17 protein-coding genes are annotated in these 20,691 nt (G+C 71.8%); 8 read left to right on the top strand and 9 right to left on the bottom strand.

The genetic code is table 11. From position 1 onward, the window contains the following. Positions 1-115: 115 nt before the first annotated feature. The 3 genes from ACFVVA_RS31595 to ACFVVA_RS31585 form a co-directional block, all read right to left on the bottom strand. Complete coding sequence (locus tag ACFVVA_RS31595) at positions 116-718, bottom strand: hypothetical protein (protein ID WP_387694183.1); 603 nt, start codon at positions 716-718, stop codon at positions 116-118. A gap of 1,471 nt (positions 719-2,189) precedes the next feature. Beyond that, positions 2,190-2,315, bottom strand: a complete 126-nt coding sequence (locus ACFVVA_RS31590) for a hypothetical protein (RefSeq protein ID WP_387694182.1) — start codon at positions 2,313-2,315, stop codon at positions 2,190-2,192. A 243-nt stretch (positions 2,316-2,558) separates the two neighbouring features. Further along, entirely contained in the window at positions 2,559-4,454 is a 1,896-nt protein-coding gene (locus tag ACFVVA_RS31585; protein ID WP_387694181.1) for an SGNH/GDSL hydrolase family protein, read from the bottom strand. A 429-nt stretch (positions 4,455-4,883) separates the two neighbouring features. Between ACFVVA_RS31585 and ACFVVA_RS31580 the strand changes: the two genes are divergently transcribed. The 3 genes from ACFVVA_RS31580 to ACFVVA_RS31570 all read left to right on the top strand — a co-directional run bounded on the left by ACFVVA_RS31580 (position 4,884) and on the right by ACFVVA_RS31570 (position 8,670). Next, positions 4,884-6,842 carry a PIG-L family deacetylase gene (locus ACFVVA_RS31580; RefSeq protein WP_387694180.1) on the top strand — a complete coding sequence of 653 codons (1,959 nt, stop codon included), beginning with the start codon at positions 4,884-4,886 and terminating at the stop codon, positions 6,840-6,842. 145 nt (positions 6,843-6,987) lie between these two features. Continuing rightward, the gene (locus tag ACFVVA_RS31575; RefSeq protein WP_387694179.1) at positions 6,988-8,037 is read left to right on the top strand and encodes a LacI family DNA-binding transcriptional regulator; all 1,050 of its coding nucleotides are present in this window, start codon (positions 6,988-6,990) and stop codon (positions 8,035-8,037) included. A gap of 153 nt (positions 8,038-8,190) precedes the next feature. Then, positions 8,191-8,670 (top strand): helix-turn-helix domain-containing protein, encoded by a 480-nt coding sequence (locus ACFVVA_RS31570; RefSeq protein WP_387694178.1) that lies wholly within the window; start codon positions 8,191-8,193, stop codon positions 8,668-8,670. 6 nt (positions 8,671-8,676) lie between these two features. Here ACFVVA_RS31570 and ACFVVA_RS31565 read toward each other — a convergent pair whose 3' ends face one another. After that, positions 8,677-8,871 (bottom strand): hypothetical protein, encoded by a 195-nt coding sequence (locus tag ACFVVA_RS31565; RefSeq protein WP_387694177.1) that lies wholly within the window; start codon positions 8,869-8,871, stop codon positions 8,677-8,679. Beyond that, positions 8,855-9,139 carry a hypothetical protein gene (locus tag ACFVVA_RS31560; protein WP_387694176.1) on the bottom strand — a complete coding sequence of 95 codons (285 nt, stop codon included), beginning with the start codon at positions 9,137-9,139 and terminating at the stop codon, positions 8,855-8,857. The genes ACFVVA_RS31565 and ACFVVA_RS31560 overlap by 17 nt, the downstream gene beginning before the upstream one ends. 366 nt (positions 9,140-9,505) lie before the next feature. Here ACFVVA_RS31560 and ACFVVA_RS31555 point away from each other — a divergent pair, with 366 nt between their 5' ends. From ACFVVA_RS31555 to ACFVVA_RS31545, 3 genes are read left to right on the top strand one after another with little or no spacing between them, the layout of a single operon-like run. Then, on the top strand, positions 9,506-13,150 hold the full coding sequence (locus tag ACFVVA_RS31555) for a DUF4132 domain-containing protein (RefSeq protein ID WP_387694175.1): 3,645 nt from the start codon (positions 9,506-9,508) through the stop codon (positions 13,148-13,150). After that, positions 13,147-13,500: a hypothetical protein gene (locus ACFVVA_RS31550; protein WP_387694174.1), complete on the top strand. Its 354-nt coding sequence runs from the start codon at positions 13,147-13,149 to the stop codon at positions 13,498-13,500. Before ACFVVA_RS31555 ends, ACFVVA_RS31550 begins: the two co-directional genes overlap by 4 nt. A gap of 35 nt (positions 13,501-13,535) precedes the next feature. Beyond that, the gene (locus tag ACFVVA_RS31545) at positions 13,536-13,694 is read left to right on the top strand and encodes a hypothetical protein (RefSeq protein ID WP_387694173.1); all 159 of its coding nucleotides are present in this window, start codon (positions 13,536-13,538) and stop codon (positions 13,692-13,694) included. Positions 13,695-14,039: 345 nt separating this feature from the next. Here ACFVVA_RS31545 and ACFVVA_RS31540 read toward each other — a convergent pair whose 3' ends face one another. The 4 genes from ACFVVA_RS31540 to ACFVVA_RS31525 all read right to left on the bottom strand — a co-directional run bounded on the left by ACFVVA_RS31540 (position 14,040) and on the right by ACFVVA_RS31525 (position 16,864). Next, positions 14,040-14,954, bottom strand: a complete 915-nt coding sequence (locus tag ACFVVA_RS31540) for a S8 family serine peptidase (protein ID WP_387694172.1) — start codon at positions 14,952-14,954, stop codon at positions 14,040-14,042. Then, a complete protein-coding gene (locus ACFVVA_RS31535) occupies positions 14,951-15,223 on the bottom strand; it encodes a hypothetical protein (protein ID WP_387694171.1) in 273 nt (90 codons plus the stop codon). The genes ACFVVA_RS31540 and ACFVVA_RS31535 overlap by 4 nt, the downstream gene beginning before the upstream one ends. A gap of 328 nt (positions 15,224-15,551) precedes the next feature. Beyond that, complete coding sequence (locus ACFVVA_RS31530) at positions 15,552-16,613, bottom strand: hypothetical protein (RefSeq protein ID WP_387694170.1); 1,062 nt, start codon at positions 16,611-16,613, stop codon at positions 15,552-15,554. A 17-nt stretch (positions 16,614-16,630) separates the two neighbouring features. Continuing rightward, positions 16,631-16,864 carry a hypothetical protein gene (locus ACFVVA_RS31525; protein WP_387694169.1) on the bottom strand — a complete coding sequence of 78 codons (234 nt, stop codon included), beginning with the start codon at positions 16,862-16,864 and terminating at the stop codon, positions 16,631-16,633. 469 nt (positions 16,865-17,333) lie between these two features. Here ACFVVA_RS31525 and ACFVVA_RS31520 point away from each other — a divergent pair, with 469 nt between their 5' ends. Next, positions 17,334-19,319, top strand: a complete 1,986-nt coding sequence (locus ACFVVA_RS31520; protein ID WP_387694168.1) for a LodA/GoxA family CTQ-dependent oxidase — start codon at positions 17,334-17,336, stop codon at positions 19,317-19,319. Beyond that, entirely contained in the window at positions 19,316-20,464 is a 1,149-nt protein-coding gene (locus ACFVVA_RS31515; RefSeq protein WP_387694167.1) for an NAD(P)/FAD-dependent oxidoreductase, read from the top strand. Before ACFVVA_RS31520 ends, ACFVVA_RS31515 begins: the two co-directional genes overlap by 4 nt. The last annotated feature ends 227 nt before the right edge of the window (positions 20,465-20,691 follow it).

Genomic DNA, 20,691 nt, shown 5'->3' with positions numbered 1-20,691 from the left:
CTTGCCCTCCGCCCGGTCGGCGGCACCGAGCGGGCGGAGGGCAAGGGTCGCCAGCCGCCGATGGCCGTCACCCCCGCTGGGTGACGGCCACCGAACAGGGCTCACACCATGGTCACTAGCACGACCACGGCGTGGTGACGTGGCCCGTCACGGTGTCCACCGCCACCGTCCTGCCCTCGCTGGGAATGCAGAAGTAGTAGGTGGGATGCGGGTTCTGCACGACGGGCTCATTGAGGTACAGGGGCTTGAACGCGCCGGTGTGCCCGGCCTTGACGGCCAGATCGTGGGCCTGGACCTCCGTCATGGTGAACGGGGAGATGGCCTGGATCCCGATCGGGACGCTCCACGGCTGCGTGCTCTGGTACTGACCGGTGGTCGAGTACTTGTACTCGAAGGACGGCTCCGAGCCCTTGGCCCGGAAGCGGATCCACCAGGCCTGGACGTCATTGGGGTTGGTCGTGGGTGTCAGCAGGACGGCGTCCGCGTCGTAGAACTGCGAGCCGGGGTGCTCCTGCTGCGCCTTCACCTTGGCCTCCCGCACGATCTGTGTGAGCGGGAGGTGGGGTGCCGCGCTGGCGGTGGACGGGGCGATCGGCAGCAGCGACAGGGCCGTGGCGGTCGCGGCGAGCCCGATCCGTCCCCGAAGGCGGCGGCGTGATGTCCGGCACCCGTTCAGTGCGGGTGTCGCGGGCGTGCGGGCGGTGCGCGTGGTGTTCATGTCCTTCATCTCCTTCGACCCGGACCCTGCGTGGTCACGGTGGAAGTCGACTGCCGGGTTCGGCGTGAGCGGTGGCCGACGGGCGAGAGGTCCTCGGCCGGGCTCCGCGGGGATGCAGCCTCCCGGGGTCCAACGGTAGGAAGGTCTCCGGGCGCCGTCTCCTGGCCGTCATCCTCGCTGAGCCGAACAGGCGAACCTCTCACCCGGAGCGATGCCCGTCCGGGGTTTCGCTGCGCGGTCCCGGCCGGTGGGCCCGATCCTGTGCCGCTCCTTGATCATCACTGACTGTTACAAGGTGGTGGCACGATCTTCTCGAAGTAGGCGTCCCAGCCGACGAGTCTGTAGATCGTCCTTCAGGCTGCGCTCCACCCACTCCAGGGCGATGTAGTACCGCTCCAGAACCGGGTCCCAGCCCGACTCCAGCATCCGCACGATATGAGGGTGCTCGACAGCTTTGAGTGCGGGCGGTCTCCCGTTCCAGGAAGACCTTGATGAATTCGTCGTCGCGCCGCTTGAGTAACTTGATCGCCGCGAACTGCCTGTCACTGTCGCTATTTGCCGTGTCGACGGCCTTGCGCGCCTTCGACAGACCGCCGCTGCGCGCGCCGTCTCCCACCAGCAGGAAAGCGATCGTTGATCACATGCGCTCCCACACATGCTCCTCGTCCAGCACCGGCGTCAACTACCGGTCCGGCCATCCTGCCGGCCCAGGACTCCTCGGTTGGATGATTCGGCAGATCCGGGCTTGATCGTGGCCAACTCCTCGATGACTACAGTGCCCGACGCTCGACCAACTTATTGCTTATCTTCGGCTTGTTGGGGAGAGCTGTAGCCGAGGACGTGGTCGACGGCATCGAAGGCAGCCAGTCCGGTGGCCCGGAGGGTGGCCACTCCGGAGTGTCAGGGTGGCGCACTCGTGGTCGAGGGCATACACGGCGGTGCTACCAGCAGCCGACGGTAGAGGCTAGCGCCGTAGCCGCTCCCCCGCACGGACGCGGCCCGTCGAATCTGTCGATGACGGCCGCCAGTTGCTCGTCCGCTTCGCGATCTACGCCGACCTTCCATCGCGTTGCAATTGCTCTACTCGCGCTTCGAGTTCGGCTGGTAGGTACCAGCCTTCGATGGTGGGTGTCATGTAGAGGCGGGCCTTGAGGCCAAGGAGGAGTTGGCGGCGCCTTTCCTGGTCGGCCTGGGCCCAGGCATCCGAGAAGGTCTGGCCGGTCTCAACTTCCACCCAGGCGGACGGGCGTTGCGGGAGCGCGGCGAGGCGGCGGCGTTCCTCGACCAGGACTTCGAGGGCTTCGGCGTACTCGTCGCCGCCGGGGTAGTCGAACAGGTTGCAGCGCTTCTCCTCGCGCGTGGGAGAAGTGCTGTGTCAGACACAGGTGCTCAACGAGGCATCGCCTGATCGGCGGTCCCGGCTCGAAGGCACGCTCACGCGCGCCTTCGAGCGCCAGGACTCCGGGCCGGCTCACAGCAGTGTGGCCTCGGCGGTGCCCATGGCCTGGGGAACCGCCGGAATCGCGCCGTCGACGTAGTCGATGTCGGCCTCGGCCGCCCACTCGGAGGTCTCCCGGGCCCGGGTGGAGCTCGCCATGGTCAGGTTGACCACGGTCCGGCGGCCAGGGAGGAGGAGGCCGGCGCCCGGCCCATCACCCGCGGTGGACGGTGCACGGCCTGCCCGCCGGGCACGACGTCATGGCCGAGGCCCCGGGGCGACCTGCTGGACGTCCTCCTCGCCACCGGCGAGCCGCCCCTCCCGGTGGGCCGCCGCTGCGAACGGTGGTCCCGTGCAAGCGCATTGGCCGGGCAGGACGAGCTGGACGGGCCGACCGGCCGGTCACCAGCCGTCGGTGAGCCGGAAGGCGTGGGAGAAGGAGGCTCCGCCCGTGTTCATCCATTCGTCGAGGACGCCGTAGGTGTCGTTGCGGGCGATGAGGCCGGCGCGGCCGGTCCCCCGGAAGTCACCGGCGACCGTCTGCGAGAACGGACCCCACCCGTCGGTGACGAGCACCCGACCGGCGAAAGTACCGTCCCCGTTACCGGGCCACATGTACAGGTTGCCCGTCGCGTCCTCCCTCGCCATCAGATCCGCGTGCCCGGTCCCCCGGAAATCACCGGCGACCGTCTGCGAGAACGGACCCCACCCGTCGGTGACGAGCACCCGACCGGCGAAAGTACCGTCCCCGTTACCGGGCCACATGTACAGGTTGCCCGTCGCGTCCTCCCTCGCCATCAGATCCGCGTGACCGGTCCCCCGGAAATCACCGGCGACCGTCTGCGAGAACGCGCCCCAGCCGGCCGTCAGGTCGGTCCTGGCCGCGAAGGACCCGTCTCCCAGCCCCGCCCACTCGTACAGGTGCCCGTCCGAGTCGTCACGGGCGACGAGGTCGCCGATGCCCTTGCCGTGGAAGGCTCCGGCCGTCGTCTGGGAGAAGGTGTGGGAGGGGCTGGTCGGGGCGGGCCGCGGGGTGAGGACCTCGGCGAGGGCCGCGTTCCCGTTGGTGGTGAAGTGCAGGTGGTCGGAGGAGACGTAACCGGCGAACGCGGCGCTCGGGTTGAGCGGGTCGCGGGTCGCCCGGTCGAAGTCGTGGAAGCCGTCGATAGCCGTCGTCGTGCGGATCCAGTCGTTGACGCACTGGCGCACCCGGTCGCGGGCGGCGGTGTAGTCGGTGTAGCCCTGGAAGGCGGGGATGGTGGCAACGGTGAAGCGCAGCCCGGCCGCGTGCGCGCGTGAGGCCAGCTGCTGGATCCCCGACTCGAGCGCGGAGTCGGAGGCGTCGTCCATCGTGATGTCATTGATGCCCTCGTAGAGCACGACGCTCCGCACTCCGGTCTGGGAGAGGACGTCCCGGTCGAAGCGGTTGAGCGCGCTCTGACCGAAGCCGACGCGTCCTCCCGTCCCGTCGGTGAGGATCCGGTTGCCGGAGATGCCCTTGTTGACGATGCCCTCGGGCGTCGGTCGGGCGCTGAGGGCGCGCCCGTAGTCATCGGTCCAGCGGGTGTTGGAGTCCTGGTTGGTGTGCCCGCCGTCCACCTGCGAGTCGCCGAGGGTGACCACCGTCCCGTCGCTGCCGGCGGCCGTGACGTCCAGGCCGTCGAGGAAGGCCCAGTAGGCGTACGGGGTGGAGAGGTTGGCGCCGCCCGTGTCCTGGGTGCGGTCGGCACCGTCGCCGGGGGCGGAGGTGTAGGAGGTGGTGAGCGTGTACGGGTGGTAGGGCGCGGTGGTGACCCCGTCGGGCAGCCAGAGGCTGACCAGCAGGTTCTCGTCTGCGGTGACCGGGAAGGCGACCGGGTCGCTGTAGACCTCGCCGCCGGGTGGGACGACGGTCCGGCCCGAACCGCCGAACGTCAGGGTGACCGGCGCGGCCGCCGCCGTGGCCGGGTTCCCGTTCCGGGCGGAAGTCCCGTCCTGGGCCGCGACGGTGACGTGCCCGATGGTCACCGGGTCCGGGCTGAAGGTGTTCACCAGGTGGATCCGGACGGAGCTGCCGCCGATGCTGGTGTGGACGACCATGCGCAGGGTCTGCCGCCCCGTCACGCCCGAGGATGCCGACGGTCCGGCCAGGCTCATGGCGGTACCCCAACTCCCCGTCCAGGCCGAGGACTCGGGGCGCGGCGCGCCCGGGCCCGACCGGAGCGCGGCGGGGACCGGCCCGCAGCCGGCGGCCGCGTTCGCCGGGGCCGCGGGCGGCAGGGCGGCGAACGCGCCGAGGACGACGGCGGCTGCCGTCATGGCGGACAGGCGGCCCCGCGGTGGGCGGTGGGCGACGTGCACAGGAGTCCTTTCGCCGGGTACGGAAAACCATTCCCGCATGGCTCGGGTGACGAAGAAGTGGCGGCGATCCGCTTCCCGAGGGAGGAGGCCCGAGAATGCGTCGAGAATTCTCGGAGCCGGCTCGCCATCCACCATGCAATCACTGCCGGCCCGGATTTCGCCAGGAGGAACATCAGGCGGAAACCATGGGGAAGTTCCAGCAGAAACCGCGCTGCACAGGCGAGATCGGCGGGAAGCAGACGGAGTGGCTCGATTGTCCGTCAGTCGACTGTCGTACCTGACGGGATTTGCGATATACCGTCTCGGGCACTTCTCGCCCTGCAATCCGCCAATCTCCTCCTGGCGTGATCACCTGCCGACCTCAAATCTCGAATGAGGGGAAATCACATGGCAATCGGACGACGGCAAATCCTCACCTCCCTCGCGCTGACCGCCCTCGCCGCACCCGTCCTGGCCAAGGGGGCCGCGACCCGCGCCTCCGCGGCCACGGGTACGGCCACGGGTACGGGTACGGCCGCACGTATGGCCGCCGGCTCCGGGCCGCTGTTCATGCAGGTCGTCGCCCACGAGGACGACGACATCCTGTTCATGAACCCGGACCTGTCCAACGCACTCGCCAACGGCACGCCGTCCGTCACGGTGTTCGTCACCGCCGGAAACATCACCGGTGACCCGTGCGTGGGCGGCTGCTGGGACCCCGCCGGCGACCCACTGCGCACCTGGAACCGCCAGATGGGCGCCGTCAACGCCTACTCCCGGATGACCGGGGTCGGCGACAACGACCCGGCGACCGACGAGATCGGGCACTGGACGGTCGAGGCGTGGACGGTCGCGGGCAAGCAGGTCGAGCGGTACATGCTCAAGGACCGGCCGGTGCACCTGATCTTCCTCAACCTGCACGACGCCGGGCTCGCCAACGTGCTGAACGGCGGCACCGACACCACGGTCGTCCCGAAGGACAGCCCGCTGTCCGGGCCGTCGACCTACACGGCGGCGGACGTCGTCGAGGTGCTGCGGCAGATCATGGTGACGTACCAGCCGACCGTGCTCCGGGCCCAGGACGAACTCCCGGACACCCGGTACAAGGACGACCACTCGGACCACATCTCCGCCGCGAAGTTCGCGGGCGTGGCGGCGAGCCAGTACGGCGGCTCGCTGATCCAGGTGAACTACCGGGACTACAACATCAGCGACTGCCCGGTGAACCTCGACCCGGCGACGACCGGCGCCAAGGGCGTGTTCGTCTCCGAGTACGCCAGCCACGACCACTCGGGGAACTACGAAACCGCCTGGTTCTCCCGGATGTACTACCGCTGGTCGCGGGGCACCTCCTGGGCCGGACTCAACCAGGACGGCCGGCCGCAGGTCTTCGTCGTCCGGGCGGGCTCCCTCTACACGTACTGGCGCCAGGGGGACGGCAGTTGGGGCGGCCCAGCACGGTTCGCCGACCCGGGCGGGCGGCTCGCACCGGGTATCGCCGTCGGCACCAACGCCGACGGCCGGATGGAGGTCTTCGCCCGCCGCCTCACCGACCACCACATCGTCTCCGTCCCGCAGACCACGCCCAACGGCGTGTGGCGGGACAGCTGGGCCGACCTCGGCAACCCCAACGCCGGACTCGGCAACGAGGCCCAGGTCGGCGTGCCCGCGGTGGTCGCCTCCCAGGACGGCCGACTGGAGCTCTTCGTCAAGAACGGCGGCGGCGGCCTCAGCGCGATCCGGCAGACCAGCCCGAACGGCGCCTGGACGACCACCTGGGATGACCTGCACGGCACCGACATCCAGGACCCGGTCACCGCGATCCGCAACGGCGTCGGGAGGATCGAGGTCTTCGCCAGCACCCGCGACGGGGTCGTCAACTGGTGGCAGACCGCTCCGAACGACGCCATCAACGGCCCGGGGCCGATCCCGAACTCCCGGCCGGCCAGCCCGCCCAGGGCCGCGCTCGACCAGGACGGCCGCATCGAACTCGCCTACCGCGAGGCCGGCACCGGCGCGATGCTCGTCAGCTACCAGACCCAGCCCGGCGGACCGTGGAGCCAGTCCCCGACCGACCTCGGCGGCCACAAGGGCGTGGGCGAGCCGGCGATGGCCAACCTCGGCGGGCGGGTCGTCCTGTTCGAGCGCAATGCCGGCGGCGGCGTGAGCACCACCGCGCAGACCGCCCCGAACGCCGGCTACGGCGCCTGGCAGGACCTCGGCGGCACCGTCCTCGACCACCCGACCGCGATCGTCGACGGCGGCGGTGTCCTGTACGTGTTCGCCATCGGCACGGACGGCCGCGTCTACTACCGCACGGGCACGACGCCCACCAACCTCGGCGGCTGGCAGGGCATGCCCCTGTGACCGCCGGTCCCGTCGGCCGGTCGGACACCCTCCCGACCGGCCGACGGGCCGGGCCCGTGGGAGCGCCGGTGGAAGCGCCGGTGGGAGCGCTCTCACGGCGTGTAGGATGGCCACTCCCGAGAGTGAGCCACACCGGAGTGTGATCATGACCCGAACTGACAGGCCGGGCCCCGGTAGCACCCGGTCTGCCGCGCGACCGACGGTGGAGGACGTGGCCGCCCGCGCGGGAGTCAGCCGGGGAACGGTGTCCCGGGTCATCAACGGTTCGCCCAAGGTGAGCGCCCGGGCGAGGGAGGCCGTGGAGCACGCCGTCGCCGAGCTCGGCTACGTACCCAACCAGGCGGCACGGTCCCTGGTGACCTCGCGCACCGACGTCGTCGCCCTGGTCGTCCCGGAGAGTCTGGCGCGGCTGAGGTCGGAGCCGTACTTCGCGGATGTCATCACCGGGATCTCCGACGAACTCGCGTCGACCGACCTTCAGTTGCTGCTGACCCTGGTCCGCAACGAGGACGAGCGCGAGCGTCTGACGCGCTACCTCACCGCGCGTCGGGTCGACGGGGTACTCCTGGTCTCGGTGCGCCAGGACGACCTGTTGCCCGACCTGCTGGAACAGCTCGGGATGCCGGCCGTGCTGGGCGGTCGCCGGTCCGAGCGCGAATCGCTGAGCTACGTCCACGCCGACAACGCCGGCGGGGCCCGGGCGGCCGTCCGGCACCTGGTCGGGAGCGGCCGCACCAGAGTGGCCACCATCACGGGGCCGCTCGCCATGGAGGCGGCCGGGGCACGCCTGGCGGGGTACCGGGAGGCGCTCACGGAGGCCGGCCTCGCTCCGGAGGACGCGCTCGTCGCCCACGGCGACTTCACCGAGGCGGGCGGCTACGCGGCGATGTGCGAGCTCCTGGCCGAAATGCCCACCCTCGATGCCGTGTTCTGCGCCTCCGACCTGATGGCCGTGGGCGCATTCCGGGCGCTGCGCGAGGCCGGGCGACGTGTGCCGGGAGACGTCGCCGTCGTCGGCTTCGACGACTCCGTCATCGCCCGTAGCACCGAGCCGCCTCTCACCAGCGTTCGCCAACCGACCGAGGCGATGGGGCGGTTGATGGTTCAGCTGCTGATCGAGGAGATCGCCGAACCCGGGCGGCCGCGTCGCCAGGTGATCCTTCCGACCGAACTGACGGTCCGCGCCTCGGCCTGACGGCCTCGGACGGCTTCGAACTGAACGGCCGTCACGTCCCGTTGTTCCGGTATGAGCCACTGCCGCGTGTCGCGGCTGACCTGGGCATGAGGTGCTGCTACGCTCCCGATGGGTGTGGGAGCGCTCCCACGCGCCAAGATCCTGGGGGGTGACGTGTCGAAGGCACAGCAAGGGGATTCGGCATTCGGGGGCATGCTGAGGACGCTTCGTCGTGAAGTGGGATTCACGCATGAGGAACTCGCCCGGCGTTCCCAGGTCAGTGTGAGGACGATCAGCGACATCGAGCGGGGCCGGGTGCGCCGACCACAGCGCCGCTCCGTCCAGCAGCTCGCGGAGGCGCTCGGCCTGGGGACCACGCGATTGGAATGGTTTCTCCGTGCCGCGCGAGCCGTTCCCGACAGCGGGCTCGATCAGCCGGACGGGAGCCGTAGCGAGACGCCGGCCGACGGGGAGGTGGACGGGAGCCGTAGCGAGACGCCGGCCGACGGAGAGGTGGACGAACAGCCGTCCGCGGTGGTCGTGATGGTCCTGCCGTTGACCGCGATCGGCGAAAACGGTCCGTGCTGTCGGCGCCGCCGACGCTGTCCGCAACCCCGCCCGACCGGGCCCCGACACGTGCGCCGGGCCGGTTGACGGCCGTCACGTGCGGCGGGCAGGCGCCGGCGGCCACGCGTCCGCCACGAGGACCCCGAACGCGTACGCCCGCCCCACCAGCGCGGTCCGGTTGGGGACGCGCCACCGGCGGCTCAGCCGGTCGAGGTGGTAGTTGACGCCGCCCGCGGTCAGGCCGCCCTCCCTGCCGATCCGGGCGGTGGTGTCACCCCAGGCGGCCACGGCCAGGATCCACGCCTCGGTCGGGCTCGCCTCGGCACGCGGCGCGGACGCCGGGGCCGGGGGCTCGGCTCGGGAAACGTCCCGAGGCCTCTGAGATCACCGGGTCCGGCTCCAGCGTTCGCCCGCCACCGGGCCGGTCGGCGATCCGGTACCCGTACGGCGGCTGCCCGCCCGCCCACCGGTCCGTCTCGCGCAGGTGCTTGTGCGCCGCGGTGACGCGGGCCTTGATCCGCTTGAGCTCCATCTCCGCGAAGATCGAGGCCAGCATCAGGAAGACCTCTGCCTGGATCAGGTCCGAGACCTTGCCCTCGTTGCCGTGCGTGTCCGAGAGCCGGGGCCAAGGTCTACGTCTGTGGCGATGGCGCCCGCATGGCCTCGACGTACGGGCCGCGTTCCACGCCCTCTACCTGAGCCACACCCCCAACGTGCGGGAGGACGACGCCGAGACGTGGCTCAGTCACTGATCGACGCCGGCGATACTTCCAGGGCGTGTACGCCGCTCGCTCAGGCACGAGGCACCGGCGCACGGTGACATCGGCGGGAGGTGAGTGCGGGGGTGGTCGGCCGGGGACTTGTCAGTGGGACTCACTAACGTTCGTCTCCTGATCATCAGTGCGAGGAGAGGGGCGGGGCTGTGCGGCGCTGGGAGTTCGTCGAGGGCGGCTCGGACAAGTTCTGGGAGGCCGCGGTCGACGGTGTCGCGGTGACTGTGCGGTACGGGCGGTCCGGTACGGGCGGTCGGGAACAGGTCAAGACGTTCCCGACCGTGGAGGAGGCGCAGGCGCACTTCGCCAAGGTGGTCGCCGAGAAGGAGCGCAAGGGCTACCGCGAGATCTGTGCGGGGGCGGATACGGAGCCGGGTACGGCCACGGATTCGGTGCCCGTGGCGCAGCCCGTCGTATCCGCGCCCACGGCCGAGGCTGCCGGTCCCGAGGACGAGGACGTCTTCGTCATGCCGGACGCCTGGCGTCGGGCCCTGATTCCGCGCCGGGGCGGCATTCCCCGGAAGCCGTCCGCGCCGGGGAAGGGCCCGGTGACCTCGTACCGCGACGGGCTGCGGCAGATGGGGGACTGGCTGGAGCAGACGCTCTCCTCGGAGCGCAGTGACCCGGAGCTGGTCGCGGCCGCCCGCGCCCACCAGTCCGGCAGCCGGGATCCGCTCGGTGCGGCAGTGCTCGCCTCCGTGTTCTCGTATCCCGGCAACAACGGGGTCCGCGTGGCCGTGGACGCCTGGGTGGCGGAGTTCGGCCTGCCGTTCGCGGCCAGGGCCACCGTCGAGCTGTTCACGACGGCTGTCGAAACCGACTGGATCCACCAGAGGTCCGTCCACCCCCGCGTCCGGCGCGGGGCCAACCAGAGGCACGGCGCGTACCGTCCCGCCGCGGACCGGGTCCGGTCGCTGCTGGCGGCGTGCGACGAGGAGACCCACCGCGCGGCGGTCGAGGCCCTGGCGGGCTGCCGGAACAATCTGACCCGCCTGGTGGTGGCGGCGTACCTGGTGCCGTCCGAGACCGCCTGGGTCGAGGAGTGCGTCGCGTCGGGCTCCCGTCTGGCCGCCGTCGAGTGGTCCATGTTGCTGTGCTCGCTCTCCTCGGCGAAACCGCTGGAGAATCTCCCCCCGCTGCCGAGCCTGAGCTATAACGGTTGGTCCACCGAGATCATCGCGACCGTGGCCGAGGGCCTCGGCGGCGACGCAGCACCGGTGATGCTGCACGACCTGACCACCAGCTACCACAACAAGGACGGCAAGAAGCGGATCCTGGACGCGCTCGCCGAGCTCCCCTCCGACGAGGGCTTCCGGGGGCTACTGGCCCAGCAGGACGGCATCAAGTCCACCCGCGCCGCCCTCATGGCCGGTCTCCGCCGCTTCCCCCGGCGTGCCCTGCGCCTGCTCGCCGAGGCCGCGGCTACCTCCACCGACCCGGCCGCGCAGCAGCTCGCCCGGCAGCTCCTCACCGGCCACGTCGCCGTCCACCGCGCGACCGCGCTCGAACTGCTGCCGGAGCTGACGCCGGAGCAGGCAGCCCTGGTCGAGCCGCTCACCGACCTCGGCGAGCGGGTGCCGGAGGTCGGCCCCGACTCGCTGCCGGAGCTGTTCACCAGCCCGCCGTGGACGCGGCCGCGCTCCGTCGGCAAGCCCCGCGTGCTGACCGGCCTCAGCGCGCCTCGGGAACCGCAGATGCGGTGGCTGCCGGGTGAGCGCGAGGCGTGGGCGGCGACCTCCGAGTCCTGGTACACGAGCTGGTCGGACGACGACTGGCAGCGGGTCGCGGCCACGATCCGGGCCAGGATCGGGCAACCCGAGGACGCGCGGCTGCGCGGCGGACAGCACGCCGAGCTCGCGCTGTTCGCTTACGGCGACGAGGAGTTGGCCCGGCCCCTGCTCGCGCAGTGGCGCGCCGGTGAGCGTATCTGGCACTCCGGGGACTCCCTGCGCCGAGTCGCCGCCCGCTTCGGGACGGACGCCGTCGACCCGATCCGGGCCGCAGCGGTCGGGAACCCGGCCACGCACGCGTCCCTGCTGCTTCCGTACCTGGACGCCCGGGTGGCCGAGACCATGGCGGACTGGCTGGTGCGTCTCAAGTCGGCCGGGAGCACAGCACGTTCCTGGTTCACCCGGCACGGCGTGGACGCGGCCCGGCTGCTGGTTCCGGCCGCGGTCGGGAAGGCCGGAGCGGCCCGGCGCAACGCCGAGCAGGCCCTGCGAGTGATCGCCGAGGCGCACGGCGCGGCGGCGGTGCACGCGGTGGCCTGCGAATACGGGCCGAAGGCGGAGGAGGCCGTGGGCGCACTGCTGTCGGCCGACCCGCTGGTGACCGCGCTCCCGGCGAAGCTGCCTCCGCCCTGCGACTGGACGGAGCCGGTGATGCTGCCGCAACTGCTGCTGTACGGCAGCGAGGGCGCCCTGCCCGCCGAGGCGGTGCGGCACGTGCTCACCATGCTCGCGCTGTCCGCGCCCGGGGCGGTCTACCCGGGCCTCGACGAGGTGGCCCTGCTGTGCGAGCCGCGGTCGTTGACGGAGTTCTGCTGGGCGGTGTTCGAGCAGTGGCGGATGGCCGGCATGCCTGCCCAGGACGGCTGGGCGCTGCACGTACTCGGCCGGTTCGGTGACGACGATACGGTCTGCCGGCTGACGCCGGTGCTCCGCGCCTGGCCGGGCGAGGGAGCGCACCACCGTGCGGTGGACGGCCTGGAGGTGCTGGCCGCGATCGGCACCGACGTGGCCCTGCTGCACCTGCACGGCATCGCGCAGCGGGTGAAGTTCAAGGCACTCAAGGCGCGGGCGCAGGAGAAGATCGCCGAGGTGGCGGCCGGGCTCGGCCTGTCCGGGGAGCAGCTGTCGGACCGTCTGGTGCCGGACTTCGGGCTGGAGGCTGACGGGACCACCGTCGTCGACTACGGCAGCCGGACGTTCACGGTCGGCTTCGACGAGCAGCTCAAGCCGTACGTTCGTGACGCGGACGGCGCCCGCCGCAAGGATCTTCCGGTCCCCGGGGTGCGGGACGACGCCGAGCTGGCGCCTGCCGAGCGCAAGCGTTTCGCCGCGCTGAAGAAGGACGTGCGCACGGTGGCGGGGGACCAGATCCGCCGCCTGGAGGAGGCGATGATCACCCGGCGGTCGTGGACGGCGCAGGAGTTCGACCAGCTGTTCGTCGGGCACCCGCTGCTGTGGCACCTGGTGCGCCGCCTGGTGTGGCTGTCCGAGACGGGCGGCACGGTGACGGCGTTCCGGGTCGCCGAGGACCGCACCCTGGCGGACGTCCGGGACGAGGCGTTCGCGCTGCCGGCCACGGCCTCCGTCCGGCTGGCGCACCCGCTCCTGCTCGACGACGGCCTCGCCGACTGGTCGGAGCTGTTCGCCGACTACGAGATCCTGCAGCCGTTCCGCCAGCTCGGCCGCCCGGTCTACTCGCTGACCGACGAGGAGCGGGCCAGCCACCGCCTCACCCGCTTCGAGAACGGTCCGGTGCTGCCCACCACCCGGCTGGTCGGCATGGAACGGCGCGGGTGGCGGCGCGGCGAGCCCCAGGACAACGGCGTCGAGCAGTGGCTGTCCCGCCGGGTCGGGCCCGACCTCTACGTGGTGATCGCCCCGGAGGACGGCATCGCCGCCGGCATGTTCGACTCCTACCCCGAGCAGCGGGTGGAAACGGTGTGGCTCGACAGGCGCCCGGGCGACTACTGGACCCACAACCGCACCTTCCCGACCTTCGCCGAGCTCGACCCGGTGATCGCCTCCGAGGTGATCGCCGACCTCACCGAGCTGACCACGCTGTGACCCCTCGCCACCTCACCGACGACCACCCGGGAAAGGCCGCGGTGACCACGACCACCACCGAGGAGGAGCTCCAGCGCCCGCCTGCCGAGGTCCGGTACGCCGAGGAGCTGGCCGCACTGCGCGCCGAGGACCGCGACCACCGCCCGCCGGGCTGGGAGCTTAGCCTGCGCGCCGCCAGCCGGTTCATCGTCGGCGACGAGACGGCCGGCATCGCCCGCAAGTTCGTCGGCGATCCCGTCAGTCCCGCGCATCACGCACCCGACGCCGAGCTTGCAGCGCACTCCAGCTGTCCTGCGCGTGCTTGGAGTTCGGCGGGCAGGTACCAGCCTTCCGTGTCGGGTGTCATGTAGAGGCGGGTTCTGAGGCCGAGGAGGAGTTGGCGGCGGTGTTCCTGGTCGGCCTGGGTCCAGGCATCGGCGAAGGTCTGGTCGGTCTCGGCCTCGACCCAGGCGGAGGGGCGTTGTGGGAGAGCGGCGAGGCGGCGGCGTTCGTCGACCAGGACTTCGAGGGCCTCGGAGTCCTCGTCGCCGCCGCCGGGGTGTGACGGTCGGCCGCCTCGCGGGCGCCGCCGCCTCCTCGGCGATCCCCTCCCGGTCCGCCGCCGTGGACCTGCCCGACCTCGGACTCGCCGCCGCCGGCTACGGCCTGCCCCTGCAACGCCTCGTTGTCGCCGACCGGGTGGGCGACCACGACTTCGGCGGAGCCTGGTTGGCGGACTGCTGCGGCGGGCCTCGGTTTCGGCGGTCGCGGGGCCGGTATCGCTTCCTGGCCGCGTGCCGCTCGGGTGCGCCGTACGCGGTGGCGGTCGACGAGACTGTGCTCGCTCTCGTCCTCGGTTGTTCCGGTCGAGGTCCGCGGCGACGACCCGGCCCGCCCCGGCCAAGAGCTGTCAGCCCCGCAGGATCTCGTACGCGGCCCAGGCGTCCAGCAGGGGCGGCACCACCGAGCGCCGCGCGGATGTGCGGGTGGCGCCGCGGAGCACGGCCGCGCGGACCTCGGCCGGGGCGGCCCGTGGGAAGCAGGACAGCAGCAGGGCGAGGGTTCCGGTGACGAAGGGGACGGCCACGCTGGTGCCCGAGAGCAGGAGCGGGCGCTCGCCGGGGTTCAGGTGCACCACGGCCTGTCCCGGTGCGCCGACACCACGGGCGCCGATCGAGCCGCCGAGGTTGGACAGGCCCATCGGGCGGCCCGGGCCGTCGTACCCGACGACCGGGATGGTCCAGGGGTGCCGGGTCAGCACGGAGCCGCCCAGCCGGCCCTGGTTGCCGGCCGCGACGACGGTGAGCACGCCGCGCGCCGCCGCGTGGTCCAGGGCGGCCGTCAGCTCGCGGTGCCCGCCGCCGGACGGCCGCGCGGGCGCGACGCTCAGGTTGAGCACCCGGGCTCCGGCGTCGACGGCCTGGACTACGGCAGCGGCCAGCTCCTCGGCCGAGGCGCTCAGCGGGGTGGGACAACCGGCCGGTACGGCGGCCGGGTCGGCGCGGTGGCCGGCGAAGACGGGACGGATCAGCAGGGTGCAGTCGGGGCAGATGCCGGGCGACGGCGAGGCGCGGTCGGCGCTCAACACGCCGGCGACGAAGCTGCCGTGTACGCAGGGACCGTCGCCGGCGGTCGCGCAGACCGACCCGGCCCCGGCCGGCCCGCCGGTGGCGTCCGTCCGGCCGGGCAGAACGCGCAACCGCCGCCCGGCGAAAGCGGGTTGTCCGACCGCGACCAGGCCGTCGAGCACCCCGACGGCGACCTCCGGCCGCCCGGCACTGCGCGCCATCAGCGGCGTCAGCCCGACCAGGTCGAGCGGTCTCACGCGCTCGGGTACGGCGGGCAGAGGGCGTAGCAGTCGCTCATGCAGTCGCGGCACTTGCGGCCGAGAGGGTCACGCACGCAGTACGGGAAGCAGGCCCCGCGGCACTCGGGGATGCAGATCGGGTCGATCACACTCCGCGAGCCCCTGCCCGCCCGTGCGGACGGCACCAGGACGTTCGCACGGGCCGGCCCGCCCCGGGACGGCCCCGGGCGGTAGTGCCCGCGGCTCCGGTAGACCGCCGCGTCGGCGGTGAAGCCCGGCGTCCTCATCGGTACACACCTCCTCAGAACGGGCCCACGTCGTCGACGGGGCCCGTACAGGCATCGAAGCAGGGGGAGTAGCACACGTCGCACCCCTCGCTGAGCGGGTTGTGGCAGAACGGTCGGCACCGGTTTTCGCACAGCACGGCGCACCTCTCCCACGTGGCGATGCCACCGTCCCGTCGGACGGCCCGGCCCTGTGGCACCACGCCCGCCCTCCCCCGTGCCGGGGCGCCGCGCCCCGGCCGATACCCTCCACTGCCCCGGTAGGTCACCGTGTCCGCGGTGAATCCCGGAATGCTCATCGTCGCTCACCTCACTTCGGCCCGGAGGCCGGTCAGTGGTCGTAGTAGGGCGCCAGCTTCGTCACCACGAAGGGGAACTCCTCGGTGCAGTCGAGCCGCACGAAGAACTTCTCGGTGACGTCGCTCTGGCGGTGCGTGTAGGAGAGCACCACGTCGAGGATCCGGCGGGCGCCGCTCAGTCTCGAGTCGCAGACCTCGACGGCGCTGAGCGCGGAGTTGGCCGCGAACGCCTCCACGGTCTTGTGGTAGATCCCCTGGTACCGGACGGCCAGGTAGTTGAGCGCGCGGTGCTCATCGGTGTCGCCGGCGTTGTCGCCCAGATGCAGGATCCGGCTGAGGAGTTCGTAGGAGGCGGACTCGAACCGGTCGGCCGGGATCTGTTCGGGCCGCTCGATCGCGCCGATCAGCTCAGCGCTGTCGAAGGAGTAGAGCTGGTCGAAAAAGACCACCGGGAGCGTCAGACCGTTGCAGAGCGACGGCGGCGCCAACGGCCCTCGCAGGCCGATCACCACGTCCAGGTCCGTCGGGCGCGGGTCGGGCCGGACGGCGTCCACCAGCAGCGCGATGTCGGCCGGATCGCGGGGGCGCAGCAGGTAGGTGTCGATGCCCTGGATGTTCAGCACGTAGCACAACTGCCGTGCGAGGTAGCGGTTCTCGGGCTGGGAGATGACCGAGTGCACGGTCTGGCGGTCGTTCAGCCCCGAGGCCTCCATGCGGCCGACGGCCTGCGCCAGCTCCTTCTCGATCCCCAGGCTCGGCAAGCGGAAGTCGATCTGGCCGATCGCGTAGACGAAGGCGGGCTGGTCCGGTGCCGAACCGATGGCCTCCGCCTGTGGCCCTTCGGCCGCGCCGGCGCCCGGACCGCCGCACCCGCAGGCCGGGGCGACCGGCGCGGACGCGGGTTCGAGGTGGCCGGGCGGATCCGTCCAGGCTCCGCCGTAGCCGGGGTCCGGTGCTGACTGCCCTCCGTCCGGCGGCGCTTCCGGCACCGGCCGCTCCGCTCCCGGTGGCTCCACCGCTCCCGTCGCGCGGGCCTGCACCGGCCCCGTCGCGCGGGCCTGCACCGGCCCCCTGACGTCCTGGTCCTGTTCCATCGCTGGCTCCTCGGAGGTCAGTTCCGCTGCCGTCGGCTCGGCCCGCCGGACACGACCAGCCGGCGGTTCAGCGCGGCGGCGCGCCGCTCGCACCCGCCGCAGGGCCGGATGCCCAGCGTCGACGTGACCCGCTTGACGGCGTCGCCGAGCCCGATGTCCTGGTCCGTGACGAAGCCCGGCAGCCGGACCCGCCGCGGCGCACTCCCGGCAGCCCCCTGTTCGCGGCCATCACGCGTCTCGCCCGTCGTCATGCCGGATGCTCCTCACCTGGTGTGGGCGCACGGCGGACCCGCGCGCCGAGACCGCTGCCGAAGACCGCGCCCCGCCGCACCGCACCGCACCGCACGAGCGCGCACCCGCGGCGTCCCGCACTTCCAGGCTGCGCCCGCGCCGCCGCCCGCGCACCCCGGCGGGGCCCGGTGCCATGGCCTGGAAGGTGAGGGGACCGGGCCGCCGTGACGGAGCCGACCGGCTTCGGCCGCACAGCCGCACAGCCGCGCATTCGGTCGTACACCATGGGACGCTCGACCGGTTCCACCCGCACCATGGATGAAGAGCGCCCCTGCGGCAAGGTTCCGCCCGTCCGTGACGAGGGCGAGGGCGAGGGCGTACCCATCCACCCCGAGCTCGGTCGCTGCTGGGTCCGGTCCGCGCACGGGCTCCTGCGTCCGTCACTCCGCGTTCCAACCGGCGATCAGGCGCACCAGAGAGGTACCGAGTGTGACCACGATTGCCTATGTGAAGATCCACCCCGCGATCGGTATCGCGCGGGTCGGCAACAGCGAGGAGTTCTTCTACGGGCCGGAAACGCCGGACGAGGATCCCAGGACCCCGGGCTCCTACAAGGAGGGCACCGGCAAGATCAAGCGGCAGGCGGCGCGCTTCCGCGCCTACGGCTACGACAAGGACGGCAACGTCGTCAGGGAGATCCTGCACGGGCAGGACAAGGCCAGCATCGACTGGACGGTCCAGCTGGCCAACCACAAGGCCGCCTGGTACCAGTTCTCGCTCGCGCTGGACATCCCCGAGGCCCAGAACCTGGCGAAGGACCAGTACGGCCGACGCAATGCCACCTACAAGGGCAAGGACAGGGACAAACTGCGGATCACCCCTGATCCGCGAACGATCTCGGGTACGGGCCGGAGCGGCCAGAAGTTCGACACCGGGAAGATCGCCGGCAAGACCGTCTACCTGGGGGAACTGAGGACCGACGAGAAGGGGCGTCTCGTCGTCCTGGGGGGCAGGGGCGGCTCGGCCTCCTTCACCGACCCCCCGTCCGAGCTCACCACCTTCGGCAACAACGAGGGCTGGCACGACGACATCTCCGACGGACCGGTGACCGCCACCGTCACGATCGACGGCAAGGCGGTCGAGGTGAAGCCGGCCTGGGTGGTGGTCGGGCCGCCGAACTACGCACCGGACGTCAAGGGCATCGTGACCCTCTACGACCTGCTGTACGACCTCTTCGCCCAGGGCGGGTACCCGACCGTCCCCCTGCCCTCCACCGTCGTCTTCGACGAACACATCAAGCCCTTGCTCCAGCGGTTCACCGGTCACCAGTGGGTCAACCAGGGATTCGCCGCGGAGTTCGGCTGGCAGGGTCCCAACGACTTCACCTCGCCCCGACTGCTCGCCGTCCTCGGCAGCAAGAAGGAGCAGTACCGGGAGCTGAGGCAACGCGTGTACTACCAGATGCGCAGCTACGACCGGGACGGCCTGTCCCCGCTGCCCTGGCCCTGGCTCTACGGAGACGCGATGGCCGTCCCCGCACAGTCCCCGCGCCAGTACGGTGTCCTGACCCGGACCCAGGAACAGATGCTGGAACAGTGGGTTCAGGGGAACTTCGACGACAAGACCAAGCACACCACCTACACGTCGCTGGAAGCCGCGCCCCTCGCACAGCAACCCGGGCTGCTGGACCGGGCCGCCCTGGACTACTGCCTCGCCGACGCCTTCCACCCCGGCTGCGAGGTCACCTGGCCGATCCGCCACGACACCCTGTACACGGAGCCGTTCCGCATCCGCCACCGCGCGGCCGGCGAGACCGAACACGACTACGGCGACCACCTCACACCGCAGCTCGCTCTGTCGGCCCATGGCCCCCTGCACGGCCAGGGCCCCGGCGGCCTCACCCGCTGGATGGGCGTCCCCTGGCAGACCGACACCGCCAGTTGCCGCTCCGGCTACGAGCTCCGCGCCAACATCGGCCCCCGCTACAGCCCCTACCTGCCCTCCTTCTGGCCGGCCCGGGTGCCCAACCACGTGCTGAAGAAGACCGACTTCGACACGGTCAACCAGAAGCCCAACGGCACCGTCACCGACGACCGGCGCGCCGAGGCCTTCGAGAGACGCGCCGTGTGGCTGCGGTTCCTGTCCCCGGACAAGAAGACGGGCCTGAAGGACATGGTCGCCGGCTGGTCCAAGTTCGGCGTCGTCGAGACCAACGCCTACACGGTGGACGACAAGTTCCCGGCCGCGATCCTGGTGGAGTCCACTCCCGACCCCTCGCTCCCCAAGGTCGACGACCACCAGAACCGTGTCAACATCCACGTGCGCGAGTCCGGCCACCCCCAGCTCTCCGAGACCCAGCGCACCGCGGTCGACGAGCGGGCCGCCAACGAGATCGCCCGGTCCACCGGGTTCCGGCCCGAGGAGATCTCGGCCGGCTACATCGCCAAGGTCGACCCCTTCCGGGACGCCGGATGACCACGGCGGCGCCCACCGACGACCACTGCGCGCGGCAGCACCCGAGGTACGACGCCGTCGTCGCGGGCGGCGGCCCGGCGGGCGCCGCCGCCGCCCTCACCCTGGCCCGGGCAGGCCGCACGGTGCTGCTCGCCGACGCCGGCAGCGGCCCCCCGAAGACCGGCGAATCCCTCGTCCCCGTCGCCCAGTTGATCCTCCGAGACCTCGGCGTCGACATCCGATCCCTCGACGCGGACCACCGCCAGTGCCACGCCACGCTCTCCGCCTGGGGCTCACCCCACCTGCACCGCACGGACTTCCTCACCGACCCGTACGGGCACGGCTGGCACCTCGACCGGCCCGTCTTCGACCGCCTGCTGCGTACCCACGCCGAGGCCAACGGGGTAAAGGTCACCGAACGGACCACGGTGAGCCACCCCGTACCGCAGCCGGACAGCGGATGGCAGGTGACGCTCCGGGCCGACGGCGCGGAGCACAGCGTGCGGTGCCGCTGGCTGGTCGACGCCACCGGCCGCCGAGCCTCGCTCGCCGCCCGCTGCGGGGCCCGTCGCCGCCGCTACGACCGGCTGGTCGCCGTCCACCTGAGACTGGCTCACGACGCCTCCGACATCGAGGAGGCCTCGCTGGTCGAGTCCGGCCCTGACGGATGGTGGTACACCGCGCCGCACTCCCCCGCCCACCGCCTGGTCACCTACTTCACCGACACGGACCTCTCGCCCCCCGGCCTCCGGGCGACCCGGACGTTCCTCGACCGGCTCGCGGCCACCCGGCACACGGCCGAACGCGCCCGCGGCCGCCAGGCCCTCGCCGGGGCGTCCCCGCGCCGGTGCGCCGCGCACACCGCGCGGCTGGAACCGCTGGCGGGCGAGGGCTGGATCGCGGCCGGGGACGCGGCGATCGCGCTCGACCCGCTCTCCTCGCAGGGCGTCCTCACCGCTCTCTACTCGGGCCTGTGCGCCGGCCGGGCAGTCGAGGCCCTGTTGTGCGGTGAAGCCGACGCGCTCGACACCTACACCGCACAGCTCGGCGAGACCTTCGAGGCCTACGCGTACGGCCACCGCGAGATCCACGTCCACGAAGACCGCTGGTCCGACCGCCCGTTCTGGCAACGCCGCCGATCACCACTGCCGCTCAACGCACTGTAGAGGGCATGTCCTCGCGACGGCTCAGTATTCCGTCAGGCTCTGGTAGTCGAGCCGGCGCGACCTCCCGCCGATCCGTCCGATGACGTGCACGTCATCTCGGTCCTTCGCCCCCAGGAGGGCCGGTACACCGGCGCCCGACCGCATCGACGTTTGTGGCCGGCCGTGATGGCCGCCCACGTGCCGTCCCGGATGACGGTCGCCCGCAGGGCGCCCGGCCCAGGACAGCG

It is taken from the genome of Kitasatospora sp. NPDC058048 (genome assembly GCF_042885555.1).
GTDB classification, from domain to species: domain Bacteria; phylum Actinomycetota; class Actinomycetes; order Streptomycetales; family Streptomycetaceae; genus Kitasatospora; species Kitasatospora lactacystinica.
This window is presented reverse-complemented; position numbering and strand designations above follow the sequence as displayed.

Excerpts from the sequence above, each read along its gene's own strand:
- ACFVVA_RS31595 (WP_387694183.1), bottom strand. The coding sequence starts at position 718 with ATGAACACCACGCGCACCGCCCGCACGCCCGCGACACCCGCACTGAAC.
- ACFVVA_RS31590 (WP_387694182.1), bottom strand. The coding sequence starts at position 2,315 with ATGGCGAGCTCCACCCGGGCCCGGGAGACCTCCGAGTGGGCGGCCGAG.
- ACFVVA_RS31585 (WP_387694181.1), bottom strand. The coding sequence starts at position 4,454 with ATGACGGCAGCCGCCGTCGTCCTCGGCGCGTTCGCCGCCCTGCCGCCC.
- ACFVVA_RS31580 (WP_387694180.1), top strand. The coding sequence starts at position 4,884 with ATGGCAATCGGACGACGGCAAATCCTCACCTCCCTCGCGCTGACCGCC.
- ACFVVA_RS31575 (WP_387694179.1), top strand. The coding sequence starts at position 6,988 with ATGACCCGAACTGACAGGCCGGGCCCCGGTAGCACCCGGTCTGCCGCG.
- ACFVVA_RS31560 (WP_387694176.1), bottom strand. The coding sequence starts at position 9,139 with ATGCTGGCCTCGATCTTCGCGGAGATGGAGCTCAAGCGGATCAAGGCC.
- ACFVVA_RS31535 (WP_387694171.1), bottom strand. The coding sequence starts at position 15,223 with ATGAGGACGCCGGGCTTCACCGCCGACGCGGCGGTCTACCGGAGCCGC.
- ACFVVA_RS31530 (WP_387694170.1), bottom strand. The coding sequence starts at position 16,613 with ATGGAACAGGACCAGGACGTCAGGGGGCCGGTGCAGGCCCGCGCGACG.
- ACFVVA_RS31525 (WP_387694169.1), bottom strand. The coding sequence starts at position 16,864 with ATGACGACGGGCGAGACGCGTGATGGCCGCGAACAGGGGGCTGCCGGG.
- ACFVVA_RS31515 (WP_387694167.1), top strand. The coding sequence starts at position 19,316 with ATGACCACGGCGGCGCCCACCGACGACCACTGCGCGCGGCAGCACCCG.